The organism is Collimonas silvisoli, assembly GCF_018305005.1.
Lineage (GTDB): Bacteria > Pseudomonadota > Gammaproteobacteria > Burkholderiales > Burkholderiaceae_D > Collimonas > Collimonas silvisoli.
In genome coordinates, this window is the sequence record NZ_JAGQEG010000071.1 from 1 (window position 1) to 22,547 (window position 22,547).

The 22,547-nt window shown below is 54.3% G+C and carries 20 protein-coding genes; 12 read left to right on the forward strand and 8 right to left on the reverse strand.

Translation table 11 applies throughout. The features are described from left to right. Positions 1-168: 168 nt before the first annotated feature. From KHU33_RS18020 to KHU33_RS26910, 8 genes are all read right to left on the reverse strand, one after another. The gene (locus KHU33_RS18020) at positions 169-387 is read right to left on the reverse strand and encodes a dodecin (protein ID WP_211465431.1); all 219 of its coding nucleotides are present in this window, start codon (positions 385-387) and stop codon (positions 169-171) included. Positions 388-553: 166 nt separating this feature from the next. Continuing rightward, entirely contained in the window at positions 554-1,174 is a 621-nt protein-coding gene (locus tag KHU33_RS18025; RefSeq protein ID WP_211465433.1) for an energy transducer TonB, read from the reverse strand. 180 nt (positions 1,175-1,354) lie between these two features. Then, a complete protein-coding gene (locus KHU33_RS18030) occupies positions 1,355-1,789 on the reverse strand; it encodes a type IV pilin protein (protein ID WP_211465435.1) in 435 nt (144 codons plus the stop codon). Between the two features lie 8 nt (positions 1,790-1,797). Continuing rightward, a complete protein-coding gene (locus KHU33_RS18035; protein ID WP_211465437.1) occupies positions 1,798-6,621 on the reverse strand; it encodes a pilus assembly protein in 4,824 nt (1,607 codons plus the stop codon). Positions 6,622-6,658: 37 nt separating this feature from the next. Further along, positions 6,659-7,240: a pilus assembly PilX family protein gene (locus KHU33_RS18040; RefSeq protein ID WP_211465439.1), complete on the reverse strand. Its 582-nt coding sequence runs from the start codon at positions 7,238-7,240 to the stop codon at positions 6,659-6,661. 15 nt (positions 7,241-7,255) lie between these two features. Beyond that, on the reverse strand, positions 7,256-8,185 hold the full coding sequence (locus KHU33_RS18045) for a PilW family protein (RefSeq protein WP_211465474.1): 930 nt from the start codon (positions 8,183-8,185) through the stop codon (positions 7,256-7,258). Beyond that, a complete protein-coding gene (pilV, locus tag KHU33_RS18050) occupies positions 8,182-8,733 on the reverse strand; it encodes a type IV pilus modification protein PilV (protein WP_211465440.1) in 552 nt (183 codons plus the stop codon). The genes KHU33_RS18045 and pilV overlap by 4 nt, the downstream gene beginning before the upstream one ends. A 14-nt stretch (positions 8,734-8,747) precedes the next feature. After that, positions 8,748-9,305: a GspH/FimT family pseudopilin gene (locus KHU33_RS26910; RefSeq protein WP_211465475.1), complete on the reverse strand. Its 558-nt coding sequence runs from the start codon at positions 9,303-9,305 to the stop codon at positions 8,748-8,750. A 723-nt stretch (positions 9,306-10,028) separates the two neighbouring features. Here KHU33_RS26910 and KHU33_RS18060 point away from each other — a divergent pair. The 12 genes from KHU33_RS18060 (at position 10,029) to gmhB (ending at position 22,524) form a co-directional block, all read left to right on the forward strand. Continuing rightward, a complete protein-coding gene (locus tag KHU33_RS18060; protein ID WP_211465442.1) occupies positions 10,029-10,379 on the forward strand; it encodes a hypothetical protein in 351 nt (116 codons plus the stop codon). Between the two features lie 25 nt (positions 10,380-10,404). Beyond that, on the forward strand, positions 10,405-11,745 hold the full coding sequence (miaB, locus tag KHU33_RS18065) for a tRNA (N6-isopentenyl adenosine(37)-C2)-methylthiotransferase MiaB (protein ID WP_211465443.1): 1,341 nt from the start codon (positions 10,405-10,407) through the stop codon (positions 11,743-11,745). Between the two features lie 51 nt (positions 11,746-11,796). Continuing rightward, on the forward strand, positions 11,797-12,963 hold the full coding sequence (locus KHU33_RS18070) for a PhoH family protein (RefSeq protein WP_211465444.1): 1,167 nt from the start codon (positions 11,797-11,799) through the stop codon (positions 12,961-12,963). Further along, complete coding sequence (ybeY, locus tag KHU33_RS18075) at positions 12,947-13,414, forward strand: rRNA maturation RNase YbeY (protein ID WP_211465445.1); 468 nt, start codon at positions 12,947-12,949, stop codon at positions 13,412-13,414. The genes KHU33_RS18070 and ybeY overlap by 17 nt, the downstream gene beginning before the upstream one ends. 298 nt (positions 13,415-13,712) lie before the next feature. Continuing rightward, a complete protein-coding gene (locus KHU33_RS18080; protein WP_211465446.1) occupies positions 13,713-14,318 on the forward strand; it encodes a cytochrome b/b6 domain-containing protein in 606 nt (201 codons plus the stop codon). Positions 14,319-14,336: 18 nt separating this feature from the next. Then, positions 14,337-15,110 (forward strand): molybdopterin-dependent oxidoreductase, encoded by a 774-nt coding sequence (locus KHU33_RS18085; RefSeq protein WP_211465451.1) that lies wholly within the window; start codon positions 14,337-14,339, stop codon positions 15,108-15,110. Positions 15,111-15,287: 177 nt separating this feature from the next. Next, positions 15,288-15,572 carry a pentapeptide MXKDX repeat protein gene (locus KHU33_RS18090; RefSeq protein WP_211465453.1) on the forward strand — a complete coding sequence of 95 codons (285 nt, stop codon included), beginning with the start codon at positions 15,288-15,290 and terminating at the stop codon, positions 15,570-15,572. 176 nt (positions 15,573-15,748) lie between these two features. Beyond that, on the forward strand, positions 15,749-16,630 hold the full coding sequence (locus KHU33_RS18095) for an HlyC/CorC family transporter (protein WP_211465455.1): 882 nt from the start codon (positions 15,749-15,751) through the stop codon (positions 16,628-16,630). Positions 16,631-16,702: 72 nt separating this feature from the next. Further along, positions 16,703-18,277 (forward strand): apolipoprotein N-acyltransferase, encoded by a 1,575-nt coding sequence (gene lnt / locus KHU33_RS18100; protein WP_211465457.1) that lies wholly within the window; start codon positions 16,703-16,705, stop codon positions 18,275-18,277. Positions 18,278-18,759: 482 nt separating this feature from the next. Next, positions 18,760-19,740, forward strand: a complete 981-nt coding sequence (glyQ, locus tag KHU33_RS18105) for a glycine--tRNA ligase subunit alpha (RefSeq protein ID WP_211465459.1) — start codon at positions 18,760-18,762, stop codon at positions 19,738-19,740. Then, the gene (gene glyS, locus KHU33_RS18110; RefSeq protein WP_211465461.1) at positions 19,737-21,845 is read left to right on the forward strand and encodes a glycine--tRNA ligase subunit beta; all 2,109 of its coding nucleotides are present in this window, start codon (positions 19,737-19,739) and stop codon (positions 21,843-21,845) included. Before glyQ ends, glyS begins: the two co-directional genes overlap by 4 nt. 121 nt (positions 21,846-21,966) lie before the next feature. Beyond that, the gene (gene gmhB / locus KHU33_RS18115) at positions 21,967-22,524 is read left to right on the forward strand and encodes a D-glycero-beta-D-manno-heptose 1,7-bisphosphate 7-phosphatase (protein ID WP_211465463.1); all 558 of its coding nucleotides are present in this window, start codon (positions 21,967-21,969) and stop codon (positions 22,522-22,524) included. Positions 22,525-22,547 lie beyond the last annotated feature (23 nt).

Consider the following 22,547-nt stretch of genomic DNA (forward strand, 5'->3'; position numbering starts at 1 on the left):
CAAACTGATATTGCGCCGTTGAATCAATTTTCAATACCCTTTTATAGTTATTTATATCAGCGGAATACAAAAAGCCCCGAACCGGTGAAGGCGCAAGGCTTTGAGATCTCGCGGCAGCGGTAAGGAGCAGCCCTTCACGTGTAGTAGTCGCGATCTGACATTCCCAGGTCAGGATGCGACATCCAAAAGTCTGAAACCTACTTTGAGCGTGACCTGATAGTGAGCGACCTTGCCGTCCGCTATATGTCCGCGTGTTCCAATGACTTCGAACCAGTCCATGTGTTTTACAGTAAGTGCTGCCTTGGAAATCGCGTTATGGATTGCGTCATCGGTGCCGATCGTGGACGATCCAACGAGTTCGACTATCTTGTAAGTATGTGCGGACATACGAATCTCCTTTGTTAATTGCTGTTTTAAGGAAGAAGCTCGTGCTGCTTCACTTTACTCCTGCCACGCAGTAAAGCAATCCGCTACCTTAACAACGACGATTTTTTCGCTGGCTTCGCTGCTTGACGCATATTCTTCCCTGCAACAAGTGGAGAAACAATAATTTCTAAATCTGTGCATACACGTACATTTCGCTATCAACAGGAATCCCGTCAATTTCTCCTGGTTGATAAGTTGCCCGATAAAATTGCATGACAATTTGACCTTCAATTTCTCGCGGTAGAGTTGAGCGCAACGAAGTCACAGAACTAACATGACCGAATCGATCAATAATCAATCTTAGCAACAGTGATCCCGAAGGCATTCTCTCTAGTGGAAACTCAACAAAATTCGGAGCGCCCCCAACAAGTTCCGGTTGCTTTGACAGATCGTGAAGCGAGTGATGAATAGACAAACCCTCGGAACCATTATTTATTTTTTCAGTTGTAGCTTCCTGAGAGGTGCTTATTTTTGTCTCTGCAATTTCAGTCGGAATTGAATTGGTTATCGGAGAAATTGCCGGCTTCGTCCGATCCATTAGTATCTGCACCACGAGCGATTGCGGGATTTTATCGATCGCGCTATTTCGGTCTGTGCTTCCGCCTCCTTTCATAGCCAGAGTAGGCGGCATCAAAAAATAGTAGGTAAACACGTGCAAAGATATTGAGAGAAAAGCGCAAACGACAACGATAGCCTTCGCGCGAATATTGCCCTGCTGCTGATCTTCCCTCGAACCTGCCCAGTTCACAACAATCTTCCAGTTCCGCTGCGACACACGTTTCTTCCAAATTGCGCGCAGCTCACGCTATTCGGATACTTGCAATTAACATGAACAGCAATTTTCATATTGATAAACTTGTGCAACCACATGCACAAATTTTATGGAACATCCCGCACGGAGGCCGAAGGCATCTTCGTGGCGATACACTTACCAACAAGGCGATGCATTGCCTTTGGCACTTCCTTTTGCACCAGTACTGTCAAGCGTTAAGGTAGTGCACGTTGTGTCACTATAGCCGTTTGACGGCGTAGCACTAACCGTAAACGATGTACTGATCGATCCTGTCGGGCCTGCAGCAACCGTGATGTCGTATTTTCTTGCAGCGGAGCTGCCGCCAGAATAATTCTGAAATCCGGCCAGTGGTGCTGTGGGGGGAGCGGCTACGGCAACATACGTATTATTGTTTGTAAAGTACCGTTCCTGCGTCTGTGCCATATTCAGCATATCGCCCTCCGCCGCCGACCGCGCTCCCCTTTTCACATAGTTCATATAGGAGGGAATTGCAACTGCGGCAAGGATCGCGATGATTGCCATCGTAATCATTAGCTCAATCAGGGTAAAGCCTGTGGTATGTCTTTTCATTCATCCTCCTAACGATTGATCTGTTTCCAATCCAGCCTGCCGAATTGACCTGACTTAATTTTTGCTTCGCAAATTGGTGTCCCGTTGCCGAATTGTGGCGGGTGACAACTCCAAACGTATTTGCTAAATCTTGACGTCGGACCCTGCAAATTCATCATAAAACCCCACCCCGGTACATAGTTCGGGCATTGTCCGGCCGCACACGCTGCTGTTGGTGGAGTAGGCATGCCTGACGGCAGTGCGATGCCAGGTGGTTGCTTGATATTAAAAGTCACAGGATTGTCGCTCGCGCCACCTGCTATTACATGGCCAGCTGCCGGCACCGAGACAACTTGTCCGGCAATCGTTGTTGAAATTAGCCCACTCGAATTGTTTGTGAAAACAAAGACGGGTTGCGAAAGTGCTCCACCGGACAAATAGCTCACGTCATATTCTTGACCGACAGTATTTCCTGAACAAGGATCGGTAGATGGCATAAGAGTAGTAAACGTCAGCACTGTGCCTGAGATTTTTGGCACAGATGAATGGACTCGCTCACCGCTGCCGGGCAGATCCAAGTACCAACCGAGTTGTTGTCCGGTGCTTGCGGGGGCAAGATCGGACGGACACAGCACCGTTGCACTCGTGGTTTGCGATGTAGTTGAGTAATTGGGTTGACAGTTCGACATTATAGGAAAGCAGTTTGGACTAGCTGCAGTACATGTGTTTCCACTGCTATCGATATAAGTGATAATCCGTTGCTTCTGTAATGAGGAACGACTGCTCACTGTCGTCGAGCCGTCATCTTTATCCCAAATGCCATAAAAGGTATCAGTATTAAAAGGGGATTGCGCGTCCGTTTGATCTATCCATGATCCGGTGCCGAACATGACCAGGAATCCTCCGTTCGGATGCCTTGCCACGTCAACGCCAGTCGTGATTTGCTGTGCCTTGGCCGGTATATCAGCAGTGACTGCAGTGAATAGTGGCTGTGGCGCCGTTGCAGAGCCAAACGAAGATTGCAGATTGGTTGGATCTGTCACATCAATTTTCCAGAGATTGCCGAATCGATCGCCTGCGTAGACGATATCCACTGTGCCGTTCTGATCCCGGTCGACGCCGGCGATCGAACCCAATCCGTTCGGCGGAGCCAGAGGCAATGTGCCTTCATTGGGAGAGATCAAGGCGACCTTGAAGTAATTGGTATTTAATTTCCATGGCTGCCCGGCGCCAGGGCCATCAACGTACAGGACATAAAGATAGGCGCGTCCGGTTGTACTGACGCTGCCATCAGCGTAGGTGTTGTTATAGCCGCTGCCAAAAATAACCGCCCATTTACCATTATTCAACTTGCGAATGATGGGTTGACTGAAAGTAAAACCGAGATCAGTATCGTCTTTATCGGTAAATTCCCATAACACTTTCGAAGTGCTAAATGCAGTTGGATCCGTGACGTCCAGCGCATACATACCTTGACCACCGGCGTTCATGCCGCCAACCAGCATTGTTTTCCAGCCACCGGAGGTGAAATTAGCGTCGCCGACAACAGGACTGCCATCGACGAAATACTTGTGGCTGTAATTCGGCGACATTAATTGACTCAGTTTTTGATAATTGGCGCTCGGTACATAGGCAAACAGTTCCGCGCCGCTGGTGGAAGTGACGACCGGGTTGCCATCGGTTCCAGTCGTGAACGACGCGTCGTACGCATGCAGCATGCCATCATTGCCGCCGACATAGACCGCCGGTTTGCGATTGGCGTTAGTCTGGGCAAAGGCCGAAAAGCCTGCACCGGACAAGAAAGTTGGCGCACCCACGAAGACCGGTTTCGAATTAATGATGTCGCCCAGCACGGAAGAACGGGAGCGCCATCCATTATTAGAGTTGGGGTTGGGTGTACTGGTACCGGGTGAATTCGCTTCTTTGGACTGGTCACCGCGCAGCCAGTTCACGCGGTCGACGGCCAATCCATCAACAGTCCCGAACTCGTTTTTGTTCAGAAATGCTTGCTCCCCGGTAGATAAATTCGTCGTCAAGTTAGCCGGGTCGAAGGCTACGCCCTTGCGGGTGTTGGCAGTGGACTCAGTGGTTCCGTCCGGTTTCAAACCGTCGTTGAAGGTAAAGATAGAGCGGGCAGTTGCCGAAGGTAACTTGCTCGATGCAGTCCATGCTGGGGTGGCACCGATGGTTCCGCTGGTATCGATGCTCAACGCCTGCACATCACCGGTCCAGCCACCCGAATTGTAAATTGCGCGATAGAGATATGCGCCGGTACCGGTATCCAAGGAGCCCGCGGATTGCGCCAGCGCTGCCTCATCACCAATTTGCGCCGCAATTGTTGCGATAGCACCTTGCACCGAAGCAATCATCGCAGGGGGATTGCCTGCGCTCAGCAAATTTTTCGGCCAACTGACGTTGCCGCTTACGACCGGTGCGGGGCGTGAACTGCAAGTTGGTTGCAGGATCGTGCTCATGGCCGGATTATTACTGGCGAGCCAGGTTCCATTTGCGTCATAGGATGCCGGGTTCCCATATTTGCTGGCCAGCCAGAACTGCGACAGGTAAGCGCAATCCTGATTTTCCTGTACATCAATCACCATGCTCTGGACGGTCTGCATCCCGACTAAATCTGGCCTGATATTGTGGCTGGCTGCCCAGTAGGCCAAGCCGCCAATGTCATAGCTGGCGGAGCCGCCAGCACCCGTAACGGTGGTGGCAAGATTACTCATGCCTTCAAGAGCGCCGACCGCATTTGTCGCCGTCGTCACATTGACGCCGCTATCACCACTCAGCGACCCGGTGTCCTTGAGATGTGCATTGCCATTTGCATCCGTATAAGCCTGGCATGCGCCGGTACTGTCTGTACCATAAGTACCACCCGGTAAACGCTTGTCACACCAGGTGTGTGAGTCGCCCATTGTGATGATGTAATTCTTCTGGCAGGAATACAGTACAGGATCGTCCCATTGAGTGATCACCGGAAAACCATCGCTGTTAGCTGATGTCGCTCCGTTGTAAAAATCCGTGGTCGGCTGCTTACCCCCCCGTAAATATTTTAACGACTCGTAATACAACTTGCCGATGTCATCGTAGGTTTTATAGGTATGCGATGAACTACCGAATTTGTTGATGTAATTGATAACACCGGTGTTGGTGGCGGCACCGATGTATGAATTCGCCGCTGCCGCATCGCCGGAATCTGGATTCTGGATTAGCGTTCCGTTAGTTGCAGACCATTCCGCATTGCCATTGGCAATTGTGCCTCCGGCAGATGAGTATTTCTGCGGCGCAACGTATTTCAACTTGGAACGCATCACAGCATTATCAATATCATTGGCTTGAAAATAGGACATCACGCCGAATCGCATCTTGTCGCCATTTTCCTGTATGGCGCCAGTAGGCTTCCATGTGCTGCCGAATTGCTTACAGTTGCTTTCTAGTCCGATTGTTGAGTCGCAAACTTTAACCCGGACGTTATAGGATTGCGTGCTACCAAAGCCGATATTGTATGAAGAGGTATAATAGTATCCTGATGTGGTTGATATGCTGCCAGGATAGGACGAAATATAATAAACAGGGGCTGTTGTTTGTGGGGTGTAAGTAATACTGTAACTATTGTAGTAACTTATCTTGTTGAGGGTCGTCGTCCCAGTCCCTGCTGGTGACGAGTCGACATAGACTTCTTTGCTGCTCGAAAAGCTAAATCCGGAACAGGTTTGCGACTTTTTCCCTGTAAAGGAGTTGCAAGTTGCTACATCTTTGTTCGCCAGCGTGCAAGTGACCGTGATCTGGTTGCCTGAATTTACCTGGCAATTTGATGGAGTTTCCGTTATTTGAGCACCAATGACGGTCGTCACAAAATTTGAAACTGTGTTCGCACCGCCACCAGGGAAGAAATTTTCCTGGCCAGAGAAAACACCGAAGGTTGCGCAGCTATAAGGCGAAGAACTCGTACCGCTGCCTGTCCAACTCGCGCAGCTACCGGTGTCACCATTCGGCAATGTCAGAGCGCAACTCATGGAACCACTGTAAATCTGCGGGCTGGCACAAGTTACAAGAGTGTTTGATGTGCTGGCAACAGTGGCAGTCGAAGTTGTTCCCGGCGCTACACTACTCACCGTGAGTCCATTGGCAAATGCGAACGTGGTGCAGGTGTATGGCGAACCCGACGTGCCGTTGCCGGACCATGCAGTACAAGTACCGCTACTTCCATCCGATTGCAGAGCAATCGTAGCGCAACCGAACGTTGTGCCGTTCAGCGTCGGTCCGCTGCACTTGGCTACGTCAGATCCACTTGGATAGACCACCATCTTCGATCCATTCCCTTGATTTTTGATGGTCAACGCCGTTCCTGACGGATAGGGCGTGGTATTGCCATCCTCGGTAAATTTTTTGTCAGGGAAGTTGCCGGTGCCACCCTGCCCGCTTTGATAGCTGCGTTCCAGCACAGTCAATGTGGCGCTATCCTGGACGCGATTTCCTCCGGTCATCGCGAAACGGAATTCATCCAGCCCGGTCATGCTTACCCAGTTCAGGAAATTCCCGCTCCAGTTTGAACAAACATGACTTGTGGCAACGCCAGTCGGCGCGAACCAGCCGTTCGCCGCATCGTAGCCGTAACACTTCTCAGAATCGAAATACCCGAGATACTGAGCATTGGCAGAATAATTGCTAGCCCCCTGATATGCCGCCGTATTGGCGGTCGGATATTCGACCGATAAAGCAAATATCACATTGGGCGGCACCCCGCCTTTAAGGCTGAGAGGCGTGTCCGCGAGCGTCCCAGCAAAAACAGCTGACGGAAACAGCAGCACAAAACAGAGCCATAGAATAAGGTTTCGATAGGTTTTCAATGTGATACTCCAAATCATGGATGCTGGGCTGGGCAGACTAATTTACAAAATCGGATGGCAAATAGATTTCTTGCAGAACCACTTTGGTATTTGGCAGGCGGCCGTGTGCCTGCGCGGTAATTCTGAATACCTTGCCGCAAGTTGAACCTGTCTGCGTGCCCAATGATGAGCAGACCAGTTCAATCAGGTATCGAGGTTGATCGAGAACATTGGCAATGGCGGGCGACGTTGTGACTGTGCCAATTGCTACACTATTGGAGGCTGGTGCAGAGGCTCCAAAAAAATCGAGTAAATCAATCTGCGTGGCTGGCGGTGCGCTGGTAGAGTCGCACAAACCGTTAGAGCAAGAGGTATCGAACAAATAAAGGCTGACCGGCTTGTAGGGCCATTGATAAGCCCCTGTAATTTGTAACTCGGCATCGCGCAACGCGGCCTCTGCAGCGGCAAAAGCCACATCGGCATCACGGGCATTCCGGGCCATTTTTTCATCCGAACTGGTGGAACCGACCAAACTAATGCCGAGCAACATCAGCACAATCATAAAAATGACAGCCGTGATCAGGACGGTCCCACGCTGCCGCTGTTTGCTCTTACTGAAATTGATAGTGCGTGAATGCATTCTATCCACACCTTTCTATGGGCAGCTGTTGAAATTTCGAACAGCTATTTCGGTAGAAAGCATCTGTCGAATTCGGTTATCGGTTGGGACTGGAGGAGTAAACACTGCGCCAAGATCAGAATTGCCGGAAGCTGGGTATTGCGCACTGAAATGCTGGAAGGCTGTCGTAGGTGACGCGACGCCGACGGCGTTCGGGCTGCGCGCGACGATCGATACCTTTACACTGAGAATATGGTCAGAATTGACAACCTTGTTCCACGGAACATACTGATTGACAATGCCATCGGCATCGGTATCTTCACCGTACAACAATTGCATACTCTCCACACCTGATACCAAGGCCATTGGACCAGGATGCGTGGTCCCTACTACCGGCGTTGGATTGCTGGTATTGCAAAAAAGCGTGGGCTCATTGTTGTTGCCGGGATCTTTTGCCACATACAACGTATCTTCCACAAGTTGATTTTGCGCCACCGGATAACCCTGGCAATCAAGCATAGCGGCGGTGGCAGCGGTAGAAGAAGCGATAGTGGCCCCGTTGTTGGTGAATGACTCACCGTAGAAGCGCACTCTCAATACGTCGCTCAAATTAGCAACTGCTACCTGTGTTCCCCCGGTGAAATTTGAGGACGCCGGATTGACCGTTGTCGGATCGTTCAGACCTGACAGTGAACCTAAATTGGCGGACGTCGCCGCGCAAAGGGGAGCAGTCGTAGAACTTCCGACTGCCCATGCATTACGGAATCCGGACTTTTTCAATTCCCGGGAAAGCAGATCGAATGAGAAACGCGCCGTTTCGTTAAGCTGCGTTGTGTCCGTTTGCGCCCTTTGCACACCGTAACCACTCATGTATACCTGAATCATCGCTAACATAATCACCAAGCCAATCGCAATCGCGATCATTAACTCGATGAGTGACATCCCGCGCTGCATCTTCATGCTCATATGTTCGTCCACTGACAGAGGAATCCGCTGGCGCTTACGGCTTGTTTCGACGCCCCAATTCGCGACTCATTCCAGCAAATCTTGATCACGTATTGTCCTTTTCCACTACAATTCCAGGTCGGTGGCGTGGTCGTCGTGTCTGGGGAGTGTCCGACCGGATTATCGTCCCGACATACCGTACCGGTTCCTTGTTGCAGCACGGTCGCCAAACCTTGCTGCCACATCCCAAATGCTGTATTGACAAAATCTGTCCGCCCGCACCCGCTTGCCTGCATGCAATTGGTTACAACACCTGCCGAAGGACTGGAGAACACAGCATCGGAACCGGATGTTCCCAATGTCGACGGATTCGCCCGCAACGTTTCCGCCATCGCGTAGGCCTGCTCCGCTGCGATAGTCCTGTAATTCGAAGACGACCCAAGCTTGAGGCCATTCATGAAAACCCCCAGCATGCTGAACATGCCGAGTGAAATAACGACAATTGTTACGAGCACCTCAATTAGCGAGAGGCCGTAATTTTTAATGTTGATATAGGGTCTGGTCTTCATTGGCTTACTCACATTTACGGGCATGTTGACACCCTGGTCACCAAAGGTCTTCCGCTGGCACCTATCGCAATTTGCCGTCCGTTTTTCGATGACGCGGATGACGGAGGACAGAGCAAAAAATTACCCGACGTCCCTAATGGCATCAGCCCGCCATAGGGATTAAATGTGATGGGCGCCACACCACCGAAACCGCTGGCGGTCACTGCAGTGTTGCCGGACAGTGCAGGCGTATACTTGAGTACCACTTCTCCAGCATCCAGGACACCGTTGCGGTTTACATCGACAAATACGACACGACCTTGCGGCCATGTGGTGACAGTATTAGTGCAACTGGTGCCGTCGGTGCTTGGGCAGATGACGACCCATTGCCCGCGTGCACCAGCCTCACTGCGCGCAAGTCGCGCATCTGCCACCAAATCATTTGCTTGCGAAGTTAATCTGTTGCTACTAATGAAGGACACAAAACTCGGGGCAGCGATAGCTGCGAGGATAGCGGCTATTGTTATCGTGACGATTAACTCCAGGAGAGTGAACCCTGTAACATATCTTCGTAAAATTAATTTATTTGTCATTTTGCGAGAGGCATCAGATGCGTAAAAAGGGTTGCCCCGCAAGGCAAACCGAAATAAATTAAAAATTTGACATACAGAAAAATTGGAGCAATATAAATTTCGATGTTGCTATAGCTGCCTTCATGGAAAAGCGTCGCAACTTCAGTCGGCCGAACTCAATATCTGTTGCACATGGAATTTTCTTTATTAATGCACCTATCGCTTCAAAGTAACCGCTTGCAAGGCTCAGATTCGAAGACGTGACCCTATTACCCGAATAGCATTAACAGTGCTCTTTTTCCATTTGGTATCGATATTTATTTCACATTATTTTCCACAGTGAAATCCTTCCGATATTATAGGCAAGGCGTTTCCACAAGGTAACCATTTTGGATCCCGTCCATCGTCGCGGATATACCGCTTATCCATTTCCAATTTTCAACTTGGCAACTTAGCAACCTAGCAACCTAGCAACCTAGCAACCTAGCAAGTTTAATTAACAAGGCCAGCTATTGATTCATAAGGGCTTAAAACACAATACGTCTGGCTGAATGGCAAATGCTATAATCCGCGCTGCCCGCGATGGGCCGAGAGTCATGCGGAATACGGCTCAGCATTGCAGCCACAAACGCATGACGCTTCCGCGAGCCGACAATTATTGGCCGCCTTGTACCATCCGTATATATAGTCCTTGCTCAACTTCATGCATAGAAACTGCATGGTTTTCATCTAATGGAGTTTGTTATGTCGGTAACAACCCGTCTATTACGCCTGTTAACGATCTTTCTGCTGGCAACCCTTACATTCTCCGCAATGGCAATCGACCGCGATTTCCCCGCCTCGACCCTGCGCGGCAAATTGACCGTCACCGACTATCCGAACGTCACGATCAACGGCAACGCGCTGCGGCTGTCGCCGGGCTCGCGGATCTGGAATACCCAGCAACTGACCCAGACTCCCAACTCGCTGGGCAGCGATACTTATGTGGTGAATTACACCTTGAATGTCCAGGGCGATATCGACCGCGTCTGGATCCTGACTTCCGACGAAGCCGGCCAGAAAGTCGATGCGCAGCGCAATAGCCTGAAACGGTAGTGAAGAAGTAGTCATGGAAAAAACGATGCAAAAGAAAGTATTCATCAAGACCTTCGGTTGTCAGATGAACGAGTACGACTCGGACAAGATGGCCGATGTCTTGAACGCCTCCGACGGCTTGATCAAGACCGATCGCCCGGAAGACGCCGACGTGATTCTGTTGAATACCTGTTCGGTGCGCGAGAAGGCGCAGGAAAAAGTGTTTTCCGATCTGGGCCGTCTGCGCGAACTGAAGCGCAATAATCCTGATCTGCTGATCGGTGTCGGCGGTTGCGTGGCTTCGCAAGAAGGTGCGGCAATCGTCAAGCGCGCGCCGTATGTCGACATGGTATTCGGCCCCCAGACCTTGCACCGCTTGCCGGAGATGATCAGCCAGCGCCGCGCCACCGGTCATTCGCAGGTCGACATCAGCTTTCCTGAAATCGAGAAATTCGATCACATGCCGCCGGCCAAGGTCGACGGTGTGACCGCATTCGTCTCGATCATGGAAGGTTGCAGCAAATATTGCAGCTACTGCGTGGTGCCTTACACCCGCGGCGAAGAAGTCTCGCGCCGGTTTGAAGATGTGCTGACCGAAGTGGCTGGACTGGCCGAGCAAGGCGTCAAGGAAATCACCTTGCTGGGACAAAACGTCAACGCCTTCCGCGGCGCCATGGCGGATGGCGAGATTGCCGACTTTGCCTTGCTGATCGAGTACATCGCCGAGATCCCCGGCATTGAACGGATTCGCTTTGTCACCAGCCATCCGAAGGAATTCACGCAACGCTTGATCGACACCTACGCCAAGGTGCCGAAGCTGGTCGATCATTTATACCTGCCTGCGCAGCATGGCTCGGATCGTATTTTGTCAGCCATGAAACGCGGCTATACCGTGCTGGAATACAAATCGGTGATCCGGCGCTTGCGCCAGGTGCGCCCTAACATCACCATTTCGAGCGACTTCATTGTCGGCTTTCCAGGCGAGACCGATGCCGATTTCGAAGCACTGATGAAACTGATTACCGATATCGGCTACGACAACAGTTTCAGCTTCATCTTCAGCCCGCGTCCGGGAACTCCGGCGGCCAATCTGCAGGACGACACGCCGCATGAAGTCAAACTGAAACGGCTGCAGCAGTTGCAAGCGGTGGTGGAAGAAAATATCGGCAAGATCAGCGCCGCCATGGTCGGCACGGTGCAGCGCATCATGGTCGAAGGGCCATCGAAGAAAAATCCGGCCGAATTCCAGGGCCGGACCGAGAACAACCGCGTAGTCAACTTCGACGCCGGTCCTAACAGTGCGCGCCTGATCGGTGAACTAATCGACGTCAAGATTACAGACACCTATACCTACACCTTGCGCGGTGAAATCGTAGTGGCTGAATAATTTTCAGCGCGGCGCCCACCAACCAGACAAACCAGATAAGCAAACCACAGTTTGAAAACCAAAACCCCTACCCAGCCGCATTATTTCATTCCCGAGCCGCTAGACAATACGCGGCTGGCGCATCTGTGCGGACCGCTGGATGAAAACCTGCGGCAGATTTCCGCGGCGCTGGACGTGACGCTGTTCCGCCGCGGCGACAGATTTATCGCCGCCGGCAGCAATGCGGAAAGCGCTGTGGAAATACTCGATCAGTTTTACGCCGTCGCCAACAAAGTGATCTCGGTGGATGAAATCCAGCTGGCGCTGGTTGAACAAAGAGCCAGGCTGGGATTGGGGAAGAAGCCGAAAGCAGCCAAAAGCAACGGCCAGGCCGACAGCGAAACCGGCGATGAAGCGAGTATCGATCAAGCCGATGCCGAGCTGACCGAGAGCGATATCGAGAGCCCGGTTCTGAAAACCCGGCGTAGCGATCTGCGCGGCCGCACCCCGCATCAAAGCCAATATATCCGTTCGATTCTGGAACACGACGTGACGCTAGGCATAGGCCCGGCCGGTACCGGCAAGACCTATCTGGCAGTCGCCTGCGCGGTTGACGCGCTGGAACGCGATGCCGTCAAACGTATTGTGCTGACGCGGCCGGCGGTAGAAGCTGGCGAGCGTCTGGGTTTCCTGCCTGGCGATCTGGCGCAAAAAGTCGATCCCTATCTGCGCCCCTTGTATGACGCGCTGTATGACTTGCTGGGCTTTGACCGCACCCAGAAAATGTTTGAGAAGCAGGCGATCGAAATCGCGCCGCTGGCGTATATGCGCGGCCGCACGCTGAATCATGCTTTCATCATTTTGGATGAGGCGCAAAACACCACGCCGGAACAGATGAAAATGTTCCTGACCCGGATCGGCTTCGGCAGCAAGGCCGTGGTCACTGGCGACGTCACCCAGATCGACCTGCAGCGCGGCCAGAAGAGCGGCTTGATCGACGCCGTGAATATTCTGAAAGATGTGCGCGGTATCGCCTTCACCCGCTTCAACAGCAGCGACGTAGTGCGCCATCCCCTGGTGGCGCGCATTGTCGACGCTTACGAAACCGCATCGCAAGCGGCGCCGGTGGCGTCCACCCATGGCGTAATCGAAGCCGCCACGCCGCCCGCCGCCCCCGCCAAGCCGGTGCCAACCGGGATTACCAAAACCGCTCGCAGCCGCCATGCCGTCAAAAAATAAACTTTCCTTATCGGTGCAATATCCCGATCCGCGCCTGCAAGACAGCGTGCCGCGCCCGCAATTGCGCCGCTGGGTGCAAGCGGCTTTGCTGGCGCCGGCAGAGCTGACGATTCGCTTTGTCGACGCCGACGAAGGCCGCGCCCTGAACCGCGACTATCGCGGCAAGGATTACGCCACCAATGTGCTGACCTTTGCCTACTCGGAAGATCAGGCGGAAGGAGATGACGGCGTTACCCAAGCCGATATCATCCTCTGTACCGACGTCTTGCAACGCGAAGCAGAGGAACAAGGCAAGACCTTGGTGGAACATGCCGCGCATCTGGTGGTGCACGGTGTCCTGCATGCACAAGGTTATGACCATGAAGACGATGAAGAAGCGACGGAAATGGAAAACCTGGAAATAGAAATATTAGGCAGCCTCGGCTGGCCCAATCCCTACGCTGATCGATAATTTCTCGCCTCTCGCTCCAATAAAACGCCGCTTCTGCGGCGTTTTTCTTTTCTGCAATCAAAATTGCATCTTAACCTCTTAAAAATCAAAGACTTGCATGAAAAATATTGCCACTCAAATATTACATTTCTCCTCTTATCTTTTTAATTAATAAGATTATGATGAAAGTCATGTAATGAACTGGTTTGGTCTGCGACTAAGCCATATGAAAAAACTCATTGCTTAGCAACCGGAGACAATCGTGAACCAAGTCGCGCTGCCCATATTGACCGTCCCTCACTTGATGCAGGCGGCCTAAATGCCATCCTCTACACTCAAAAAGCCTGTCATTCACCCGATCTGGCTGCGCATCACCCATTGGCTCAACGCGCTGGCCGTGATCATCATGATCCTGAGCGGCTGGCGCATCTATAACGCATCGCCGATTTTCTCGTTTCGGATTCCCAGCGAATGGACCCTGGGCGGCTGGCTGGGCGGCGCCTTGCAATGGCATTTTGCGGCGATGTGGCTGCTGTTCTTTAACGGCCTGGCCTACCTGCTATTCAATACCGCCAGCGGCCGTCTATGGAAAAAATTCTTGCCGCTGCGTCCGTCCGAGGTGGTCCAGGACTTGTTCAAGGCCTTGCGCGGCAAGCTGCAGCACGACTCCCTCGATCATTACAACGCCGTGCAAAAACTGGCGTATGTCTCGGTCATCCTGGATTTGATCCTGCTGGTGATTTCCGGTTTGGCAATCTGGAAATCGGTGCAGTTCCCGGTTTTGCGCGAACTGATGGGTGGCTACGACAGCGCCAGGATCGTGCATTTCTGCGCGATGAGTTTCCTGGTCGCATTTATCGTGGTGCACATCGTCATGGTGGCACTGGTTCCACGCACGCTGCTAGCCATGCTGCGCGGCCGCTAAGGGGGGATGGAGACGATCATGTTCAAGAAAAATCTTCACTCGACGCTCGACACCGAATCGATCTTGAAAGACGCGCGGCGCGAGCTGGCGCTGCCGTCGCGCCGCCTGTTCGCCAGGCGCGCACTTACCTTGGGCGGCTTGGCGCTGCTGACCGGCTGCAACATCACCGACGAGCCCTCCGTCAACCGCATGCTGGAGCGCATCTCGCGCATGAACGACGGCGTGCAAGGATGGCTGTTCGATCCGAAACGACTGGCGCCGACCTACACCCAGGCCGAGATGACCCGTCCATTTCCATTCAATGCGTTCTACAGCATCGATGAAGTGCCGGAAATCGACGAGGCAGACTATCAACTGGAGATACGCGGACTGGTGAGCAACAAACGCCCGTGGACGCTGGCGCAATTGCACAAATTGCCGCAGAACGAGCAAATCACCCGCCATATCTGCGTCGAAGGCTGGAGCGCCATCGGCCGTTGGGGCGGCATTCCGTTTTCTTATTTTCTCAAGCAGATCGGGGCCGATCTGAGCGCCAAATATGTCGACTTTCAATGCGGCGACGATTATCGCACCAGCATCGACATGCCGACTGCGCTGCATCCGCAAACCCAGCTGAGCCTGACCTACGACGGCCAGATCCTGCCGGCGAAATACGGTTTCCCGATGAAATTGCGGATGCCGACCAAGCTCGGTTACAAGAATCCGAAACACATCATGTCGATCGAAGTAACGAATAAATACCCCGGCGGTTACTGGGAAGACCAGGGGTACAACTGGTTCGGCGGATCTTAAATGCTGGTCCTGCAACCTACTGCGCGGCTCAATCTCGGGGCTGCGATGCTCGCCGTACTTGCGTACGGCTGCGCTTCTCGTCCCCGACCTTGAACCGCTCGCTACGGTTGCAGAACCAGCCGAACGGTATCTGCTGATTTTTCTTGGCACTTTTGCCATTTTTACCTGGAGACTCAAATGAAGAAAAGCCTCACAACTCTGCTAGTTACCTGCCTGATGATGACTGCTGGCGGGGTCTATGCACAAGATGCAATGTCGAAGGATGCCGCGTCCAAGACTACAATGGCCAAAGACGAAATGACGAAAGATGCGATGGGCAAGGACGGCATGGACAAACCCGGCATGGCCAAGGATCACATGAAAAAGAAAGCGCACACCAAAAAAGATGCGATGAAAAAAGATGAGATGGGCAAAGACGCCATGGACAAAGATGGCATGGGCAAAGATGAAATGAAGAAATAATTAGCGTTTTTGCATTGCAACGGATAATGCTTGCCGGCATTGTCCGTTTTTTATGCAAGAAAATCGCCTGCCGGGATCACAAAATGTCCCTGCCGGCGCATGCGTTTCGTCGTCCTGTCACATATTTGTTGTATGCTATTGCTTCCGAAACAATGTGAAACCAAGGCTAACGCCATATGCCAGAGCACCCTAGTAGCGTCAAATCATTTGACGTTAAACCCCACCGGTCGTTATTTGAACGCCTGACCGCACTGATTTCTCCCGAACCTGAAAATCGCGCTGAACTGCTCGATGTGCTGCAAGACGCACACGAACGCAACCTGATCGACGCCGATGCGCTGTCGATGATCGAAGGCGTGTTCCAGGTCTCCGATCTTTCCGCCCGCGACATCATGATCCCGCGTTCGCAAATGGACATGATCGACGTCACCACACCGATAGAAGACTGGATGCCGGAAGTCCTGTCGACCGCTCACTCGCGCTTTCCCGCCGTCGACGGCGAGCGCGACAAGGTGATCGGCATCCTGCTGGCAAAAGACTTGCTGCGCTATTACGCCGAAGATTCTTTCGATGTGCGCGACATGTTGCGGCCGGCGGTTTTCATCCCGGAATCGAAACGTCTCAATGTCTTGCTGCGCGATTTTCGCGCCAACCGCAATCACATGGCGATCGTGGTCGATGAATACGGCGGCGTCGCCGGCCTGATCACGATTGAAGACGTGCTGGAACAGATCGTCGGCGATATCGAGGACGAATACGACTTCGATGAAGAAGAAGACAATATCCTGGCCATCCGCGACGGCGATCACGGCGGCCGCTGGCGGGTCAAGGCGCTGACCGAAATCGAACAATTCAACGAAACGCTGGAGACGGCGCTGGTCGATGAAGATGTCGATACCATTGGCGGCCTGGTCGCCAATCATCTGGGACGCGTGCCGCGCAAAGGCGACGAATTCACGATAGACAATGTGCGGTTTGAAGTGCTGCGCGCCGATGCTCGCCAAGTGCATGTCTTGCTGGTCGAAAAATTATCGGGGTCGGCGCAAGACGAGTCCTAAAAAGAGGGTGCAGGTCGGCCTGGCGCAGCGCTGTTCCGACCCGCCCACCTAAGAACAAGATCAACGCTGCCCATGAGTTTTCGCCTGACCCCGACTCCTAAACTTCCCCTGCTGCTAGCGCTGGCCGCCCTCACTGGCGCCATCAATGTGTTCGCCTTCGCCCCCTACGGACTGTGGCCGCTGCAGTTGCTGACGCTGGCGCTGCTTGTGTTCTGCCTGATCCGCGTACCCACCATCAAACAGGGTGCGCTGCTGGGCTGGGCTTACGGCTTCGGCTGGGTGGCGCACGGCGTCTACTGGATTTATATCTCGCTGCACGACTATGGCGCCTTGCCGGGCTGGCTGGCAGTGCTGGCGGTGGCGCTGCTGGCGGGCGTCATGGGGTTGTACACGGCCATCTGCGCCGCAGCCGGGCTCTGGCTGCGGCAACGCTGGTCGGCTTCGCCGCTGCTGTTTGCGCTGGCGATTTTCCCGGCGCTATGGGCGCTGACCGAATGGCTGCGCGGCTGGCTGTTCACCGGCTTTCCGTGGCTGATTTCCGGCTATGCTCACACTGCCGGTCCGCTGGCGGGCTTTGCACCGCTGGTCGGCGTGTATGGCATAGGCTGCATCTCGGCGGTGATCGCCGGCTGCCTCGCTTTACTGCCGCAACGCAAGCTGCCTACGGCCGCCGCCGCGCTGGCATTGATCGCTGGCCTCGGCTTGCAGCAGATCGACTGGACTGCACCGCATGGCAAACCGATTTCAATCCGCCTGTTGCAGGGCAATGTACCGCAGGAAGAGAAATTCAATACTGCGCAGATCGTGAATTCGCTGCGGCTGTATATCGATATGATCCGCGCCGCGCCGGCAGACCTGATCGCCACGCCGGAAACCGCGATACCGGTTCTGCAAACCGAGTTGCCGCCGGATTATGTGCCCGCTCTGTCAGACTTCGCCCGGCAAACCGGCAGCCACATTGCGCTTGGCATTCCTTATATCGACGGCCCCTATCGCTACTCGAACAGCGTAATCGGCATCTCGCCCCAACCCAACGATCCCGCTTCCCGCTATTTTCGTTACGATAAGCAGCATCTGGTGCCGTTCGGCGAATTCGTGCCGCTCGGGTTCCGCTGGTTTGTCGACATGATGAATATCCCGCTCGGCGACTTCACCCGTGGGCCGGTGGTGCAAGCGCCGTTTGCGGTGAAAGACCAATGGGTATTGCCCAACATCTGCTACGAAGACTTGTTTGGCGAAGAAATCGCCGGCCAACTGGCAGCTACCCATGCAGCCGGCAAGCCGACCGCCACACTGCTGCTGAACATGTCGAATATCGCCTGGTTCGGAAATACGATTGCATTGCCGCAACATTTGCAGATCTCGCAAATGCGCAGCCTGGAAACCGGCCGCCCAATGCTGCGCGCGACCAACACCGGCGCCACCGCGCTGATCGATCCGCACGGCGTTGTGAACGTTCAGCTGGCGCCGTATAGCCGCGCCACGCTGGCGGTGTCGGTGCAAGGCTACAGCGGCACAACCCCCTATATCCTGCTAGGCAATCGCCTGCTGCTGCTCCTGGCCTTGTCAATGCTGGCAGCCAGCTGGTGGCACTGCCGCCGCAAAGCGCGCAAGCAGCCCCAGGGCCTGTTACCAATTGATTTGTGAGTGCGAACGCGCGGAAGGCGTTGCGTGCCTAGGCGCAGCGACGCGACGTAGCGGTGCTACGGCAAGGAGCTGCAACAACGGCAAGCGACGCCTGCAGCCGTTCCCGGAGGGTTCCAACCAAAACGTGCGCTGGCCGCGTTGCATGGCTTGCTGGGGCTCCAGCCCCAGCTACGCCACGCCCTTGCAGGGCGCATACCCGCCTGCATGCGGGTATCGTTACGCAGGCGTGCAGCAGTGCTGCACGAATTCCCTGCTACACCCTTGCCACCACACGTTTTGGTTGGAACGCATCTCCCAAATCAATTGATAACAGGCCCTAAGCCTGTTCAATTGTCAACAAGCCCTAAAGCAGTCAAAACCCGCTAAAATCGCTGGTTTTAGCGCTCTTCATCGCCCTCTGTATTTCGGCTCGCTATATTAATTAATCCGCAGTATTTGATTCGACTAACCGGCATCTTGCCGTATGGAAAAGCAACAAAACGATGCTTACATTTCAACAAATTATTCTCAAATTACAAGATTACTGGGACGCTCAGGGCTGCGCCCTGCTGCAACCCTATGACATGGAAGTCGGCGCCGGCACCTCGCATACCGCGACCTTTCTGCGCGCCATCGGCCCGGAACCCTGGCGCGCCGCCTATGTACAACCGTCGCGCCGTCCGAAAGACGGGCGCTATGGCGAAAACCCTAATCGCCTGCAGCATTACTACCAATACCAGGTGGTGCTCAAGCCGGCGCCGGAAAACATTCTCGATCTCTACCTCGGCTCGCTGGCGGCACTAGGCCTGGATCTCAAGCGCAACGACGTGCGCTTCGTCGAGGACGACTGGGAAAATCCGACCCTGGGCGCCTGGGGTCTGGGCTGGGAAGTCTGGCTGAACGGCATGGAAGTGACGCAATTCACGTATTTCCAGCAAGTCGGCGGCCTCGATTGCAAACCGGTGCTGGGCGAGATCACCTACGGCATCGAACGGCTGGCCATGTACTTGCAGGGCGTGGAAAATGTCTACGACCTGGTATGGACCGAGCGGGTTGAAAACGGCGTGACCAAAAAACTCAGCTACGGCGACGTCTTCCATCAAAACGAAGTTGAGCAATCGACTTACAACTTCGAGCATGCCAACACCGAATTCCTGTTCCCGCTGTTCAGCAATTACGAAGCCGAAGCCAAGCGGCTGCTGGCGGTGCCATTGGCGCTGCCGGCTTATGAAATGGTCTTGAAAGCCGCGCACACCTTCAATCTGCTGGATGCACGCGGCGCAATCTCGGTCACCGAACGCGCCGCCTACATGGGCCGGATCCGCAACCTGTCGCGCGCGGTGGCGCAAGCATATTACGATTCACGGGCAAAACTGGGTTTCCCGATGTGGGAAATCACCGAGGAAAATGCCGATCTGTTGTTGCAAGAATTTGGAGATGAATACATGGCGGCAGTAGCGCAGCGTGCGGGGGAAGCAGTATGAGCCAGACCCTATTAATTGAAATTTTTACCGAAGAACTGCCGCCGAAAGCGCTGGCCAACCTTGGCGACGCCTTTGCCAACGGCATTTTCAATGGCTTGAAAGCGCGCGATTTCCTGGACGACGGCGCCGTCGCCACTGCATTCGCTACACCACGCCGGCTGGCGGTCGCCATCAGCAACGTGCGCGCCACCTCGCTCGACAAAACCATGCGTGAAAAAGTGCTGCCGGTTTCGGTAGCACTGGATGCCGACGGCCGGGCGACAGCGCCGCTGGTCAAGAAACTGGCGGCCATGGCTGCGCAATGCGGCAAGGTGATGATCACCCCGGCTGAACTGGAACGCGCTGCCGACGGCAAGGCTGAAAGTTTTTTCTACAGCTACACCGCCAAAGGCGTGGCGCTGCCGGTCGGTTTGCAAGTGGTGCTGGAAGATACGGTAAGCAAACTGCCGATCCCGAAAGTGATGAGCTATCAGCGTCAGCACGGCCATGCCGCGGGTCACACCGTACGTTTTGTACGGCCGGCGCATAGCCTGGTAGCGCTGCACGGCGCCCAGGTATTGCCGCTGACCCTGCTTGGCCTGGACGCAAATCGCCAGACCGAGGGCCATCGCTTTCTGTCGCAAGGCCGTATCACGCTGGCCGACGCCGACAGTTATGCGGCGGCGCTGACGGAACAAGGCAAGGTGATCGCCAGTTTCAGTGAACGCAAGGAAAAAATTCGTGCCGCTTTGTTGGCAACTGCTGCAGACGATCAGGTCCTGATGCCGGAAGCACTGCTGGACGAAGTCACCGCGCTGGTCGAATGGCCGGTGGTATATGCCTGCAAATTCGAAGACGAATTCCTCAGCGTTCCCCAGGAGTGCCTGATCCTGACGATGCAAACCAATCAGAAATATTTTGCCTTGACCGATAGCGCCGGCAAATTGCGCTCGCGTTTTCTGATTGTCTCGAATCTGCAGACCAATGAACCGCACTACATCATCGAAGGCAATGAGCGTGTGGTCCGCCCGCGCCTGTCCGACGCCAAGTTTTTCTTCGAACAAGACCAGAAAAAGAAGCTGGCCGAGCGCGTGCCCTTGCTGGCCAACGTGGTCTATCACAACAAGCTCGGCAATCAGTTGCAGCGCACGGAGCGGGTCAAGGCCCTGGCGGCGGCGATTGCCGGACTGCTCGGCAGCGATGCGACACTGGCCGAACGTGCAGCACTGCTGGCCAAGGCCGACCTGCTGACCGACATGGTGGGAGAATTCCCTGAGCTGCAAGGCGTCATGGGCAATTATTACGCACGCCATGACGGCGAAGCGGAAGATGTCGCGCTGGCGATCTCGGAACATTACCAGCCGCGCTTCGCCGGCGACGCCTTGCCGACTACCGATACCAGCACCGCAGTGGCGCTGGCGGACAAGCTGGAAACCCTGATCGGCATCTGGGGCATCGGCCTGCAGCCAAGCGGCGACAAGGATCCGTTTGCGCTGCGCCGCCATGCGCTGGGCATCTTGCGCATGCTGCTGGAAAAGCGCCTGCCGATATCGCTGACACAGTTGTTAAGCAACGCGGTGCAACAGTTCGCCGGCAATCCCAACTTCAAGGATCCGAGCAGTGAGGTGCTGCCGTTTCTGTACGACCGCTTGCGCGGCCTGCTGCGCGAACGCGGTTACGCGCCGAATGAAATTGAAGCGGTGGTGGCGCAGCAACCGGACCGGCTCGACAACATCATCGAACGGCTGGACGCAGTGCAAGCGTTTGCCGCCTTGCCGGAAGCAGAGGCGCTGGCTGCGGCCAACAAGCGCATCACCAACATTTTGAAAAAGACCGAAGGCGTCGGCAACACGGTGCAGCAAGATCTGCTGCGCGACAGCGCCGAACAACAGTTATTCGCGGCGATGAATACGCTCAAACCCGAGGTTGACGCCGCCTTTGCCAAAGGCGATTTCAGCACTGCCTTGAAAGCATTGGCGCGCTTGCGGCAAAACGTCGACGGCTTCTTCAACGACGTGATGGTGATGGCCGACGACGAACAATTGCGCAACAACCGGTTGGCGCTGCTGGCGAACCTGCATCTGATGTTGAACCAGGTCGCCGACATTTCCAAGCTGGCCGCTTAAAGTGATATCGAAAACCTTCCAGTGCGTCATTCCCGCGAACGCGGGAATCCATTTGACTCAGCAACCTGGATCCCCGCGTTCGCGGGGATGACGGAATTTTTAGAGCTGCCCGCGAGCCTATATGAAATTAATCATTCTCGACCGCGACGGCGTCATCAATCACGACTCTGACGCCTTCATCAAATCGCCTGAGGAATGGGTGCCGATCAAGGGTTCGCTGGAAGCGATCGCACGCCTGAATCAGGCCGGTTACCGGGTCGTGGTGGCGACTAACCAGTCGGGCATCGCGCGCGGCTTGTTCGACATGCAGGCGCTGATGGCGATTCATCAGAAAATGCATGAAGCGGCGCAGCTGGTCGGCGCCGAGATCGACGCCATCTTTTTTTGCCCGCATGCCGCCGACGACAGCTGCGATTGCCGCAAACCCAAGCCCGGCATGTTTCACGACATCGGCAAGCGCTTTGAAATCAGCCTGCGCGGCGGCGTGGCAACGGTAGGCGATTCTCTGCGCGACCTGCAAGCAGGTTTTGTCGCCGGTTGCGCGCCTTATCTGGTGCTCACCGGTAAAGGCGAAAAAACCCGCGAGAAGGGAGGCCTGCCGCCCGGCACGTTGATTTTCCCGGACCTGGCTGCGGTGGTTGAATTCCTGTTGAAGAAACCGGTGGAGTTATCGGTTTGATTTTTTTGAAGTGTTTAGCATTA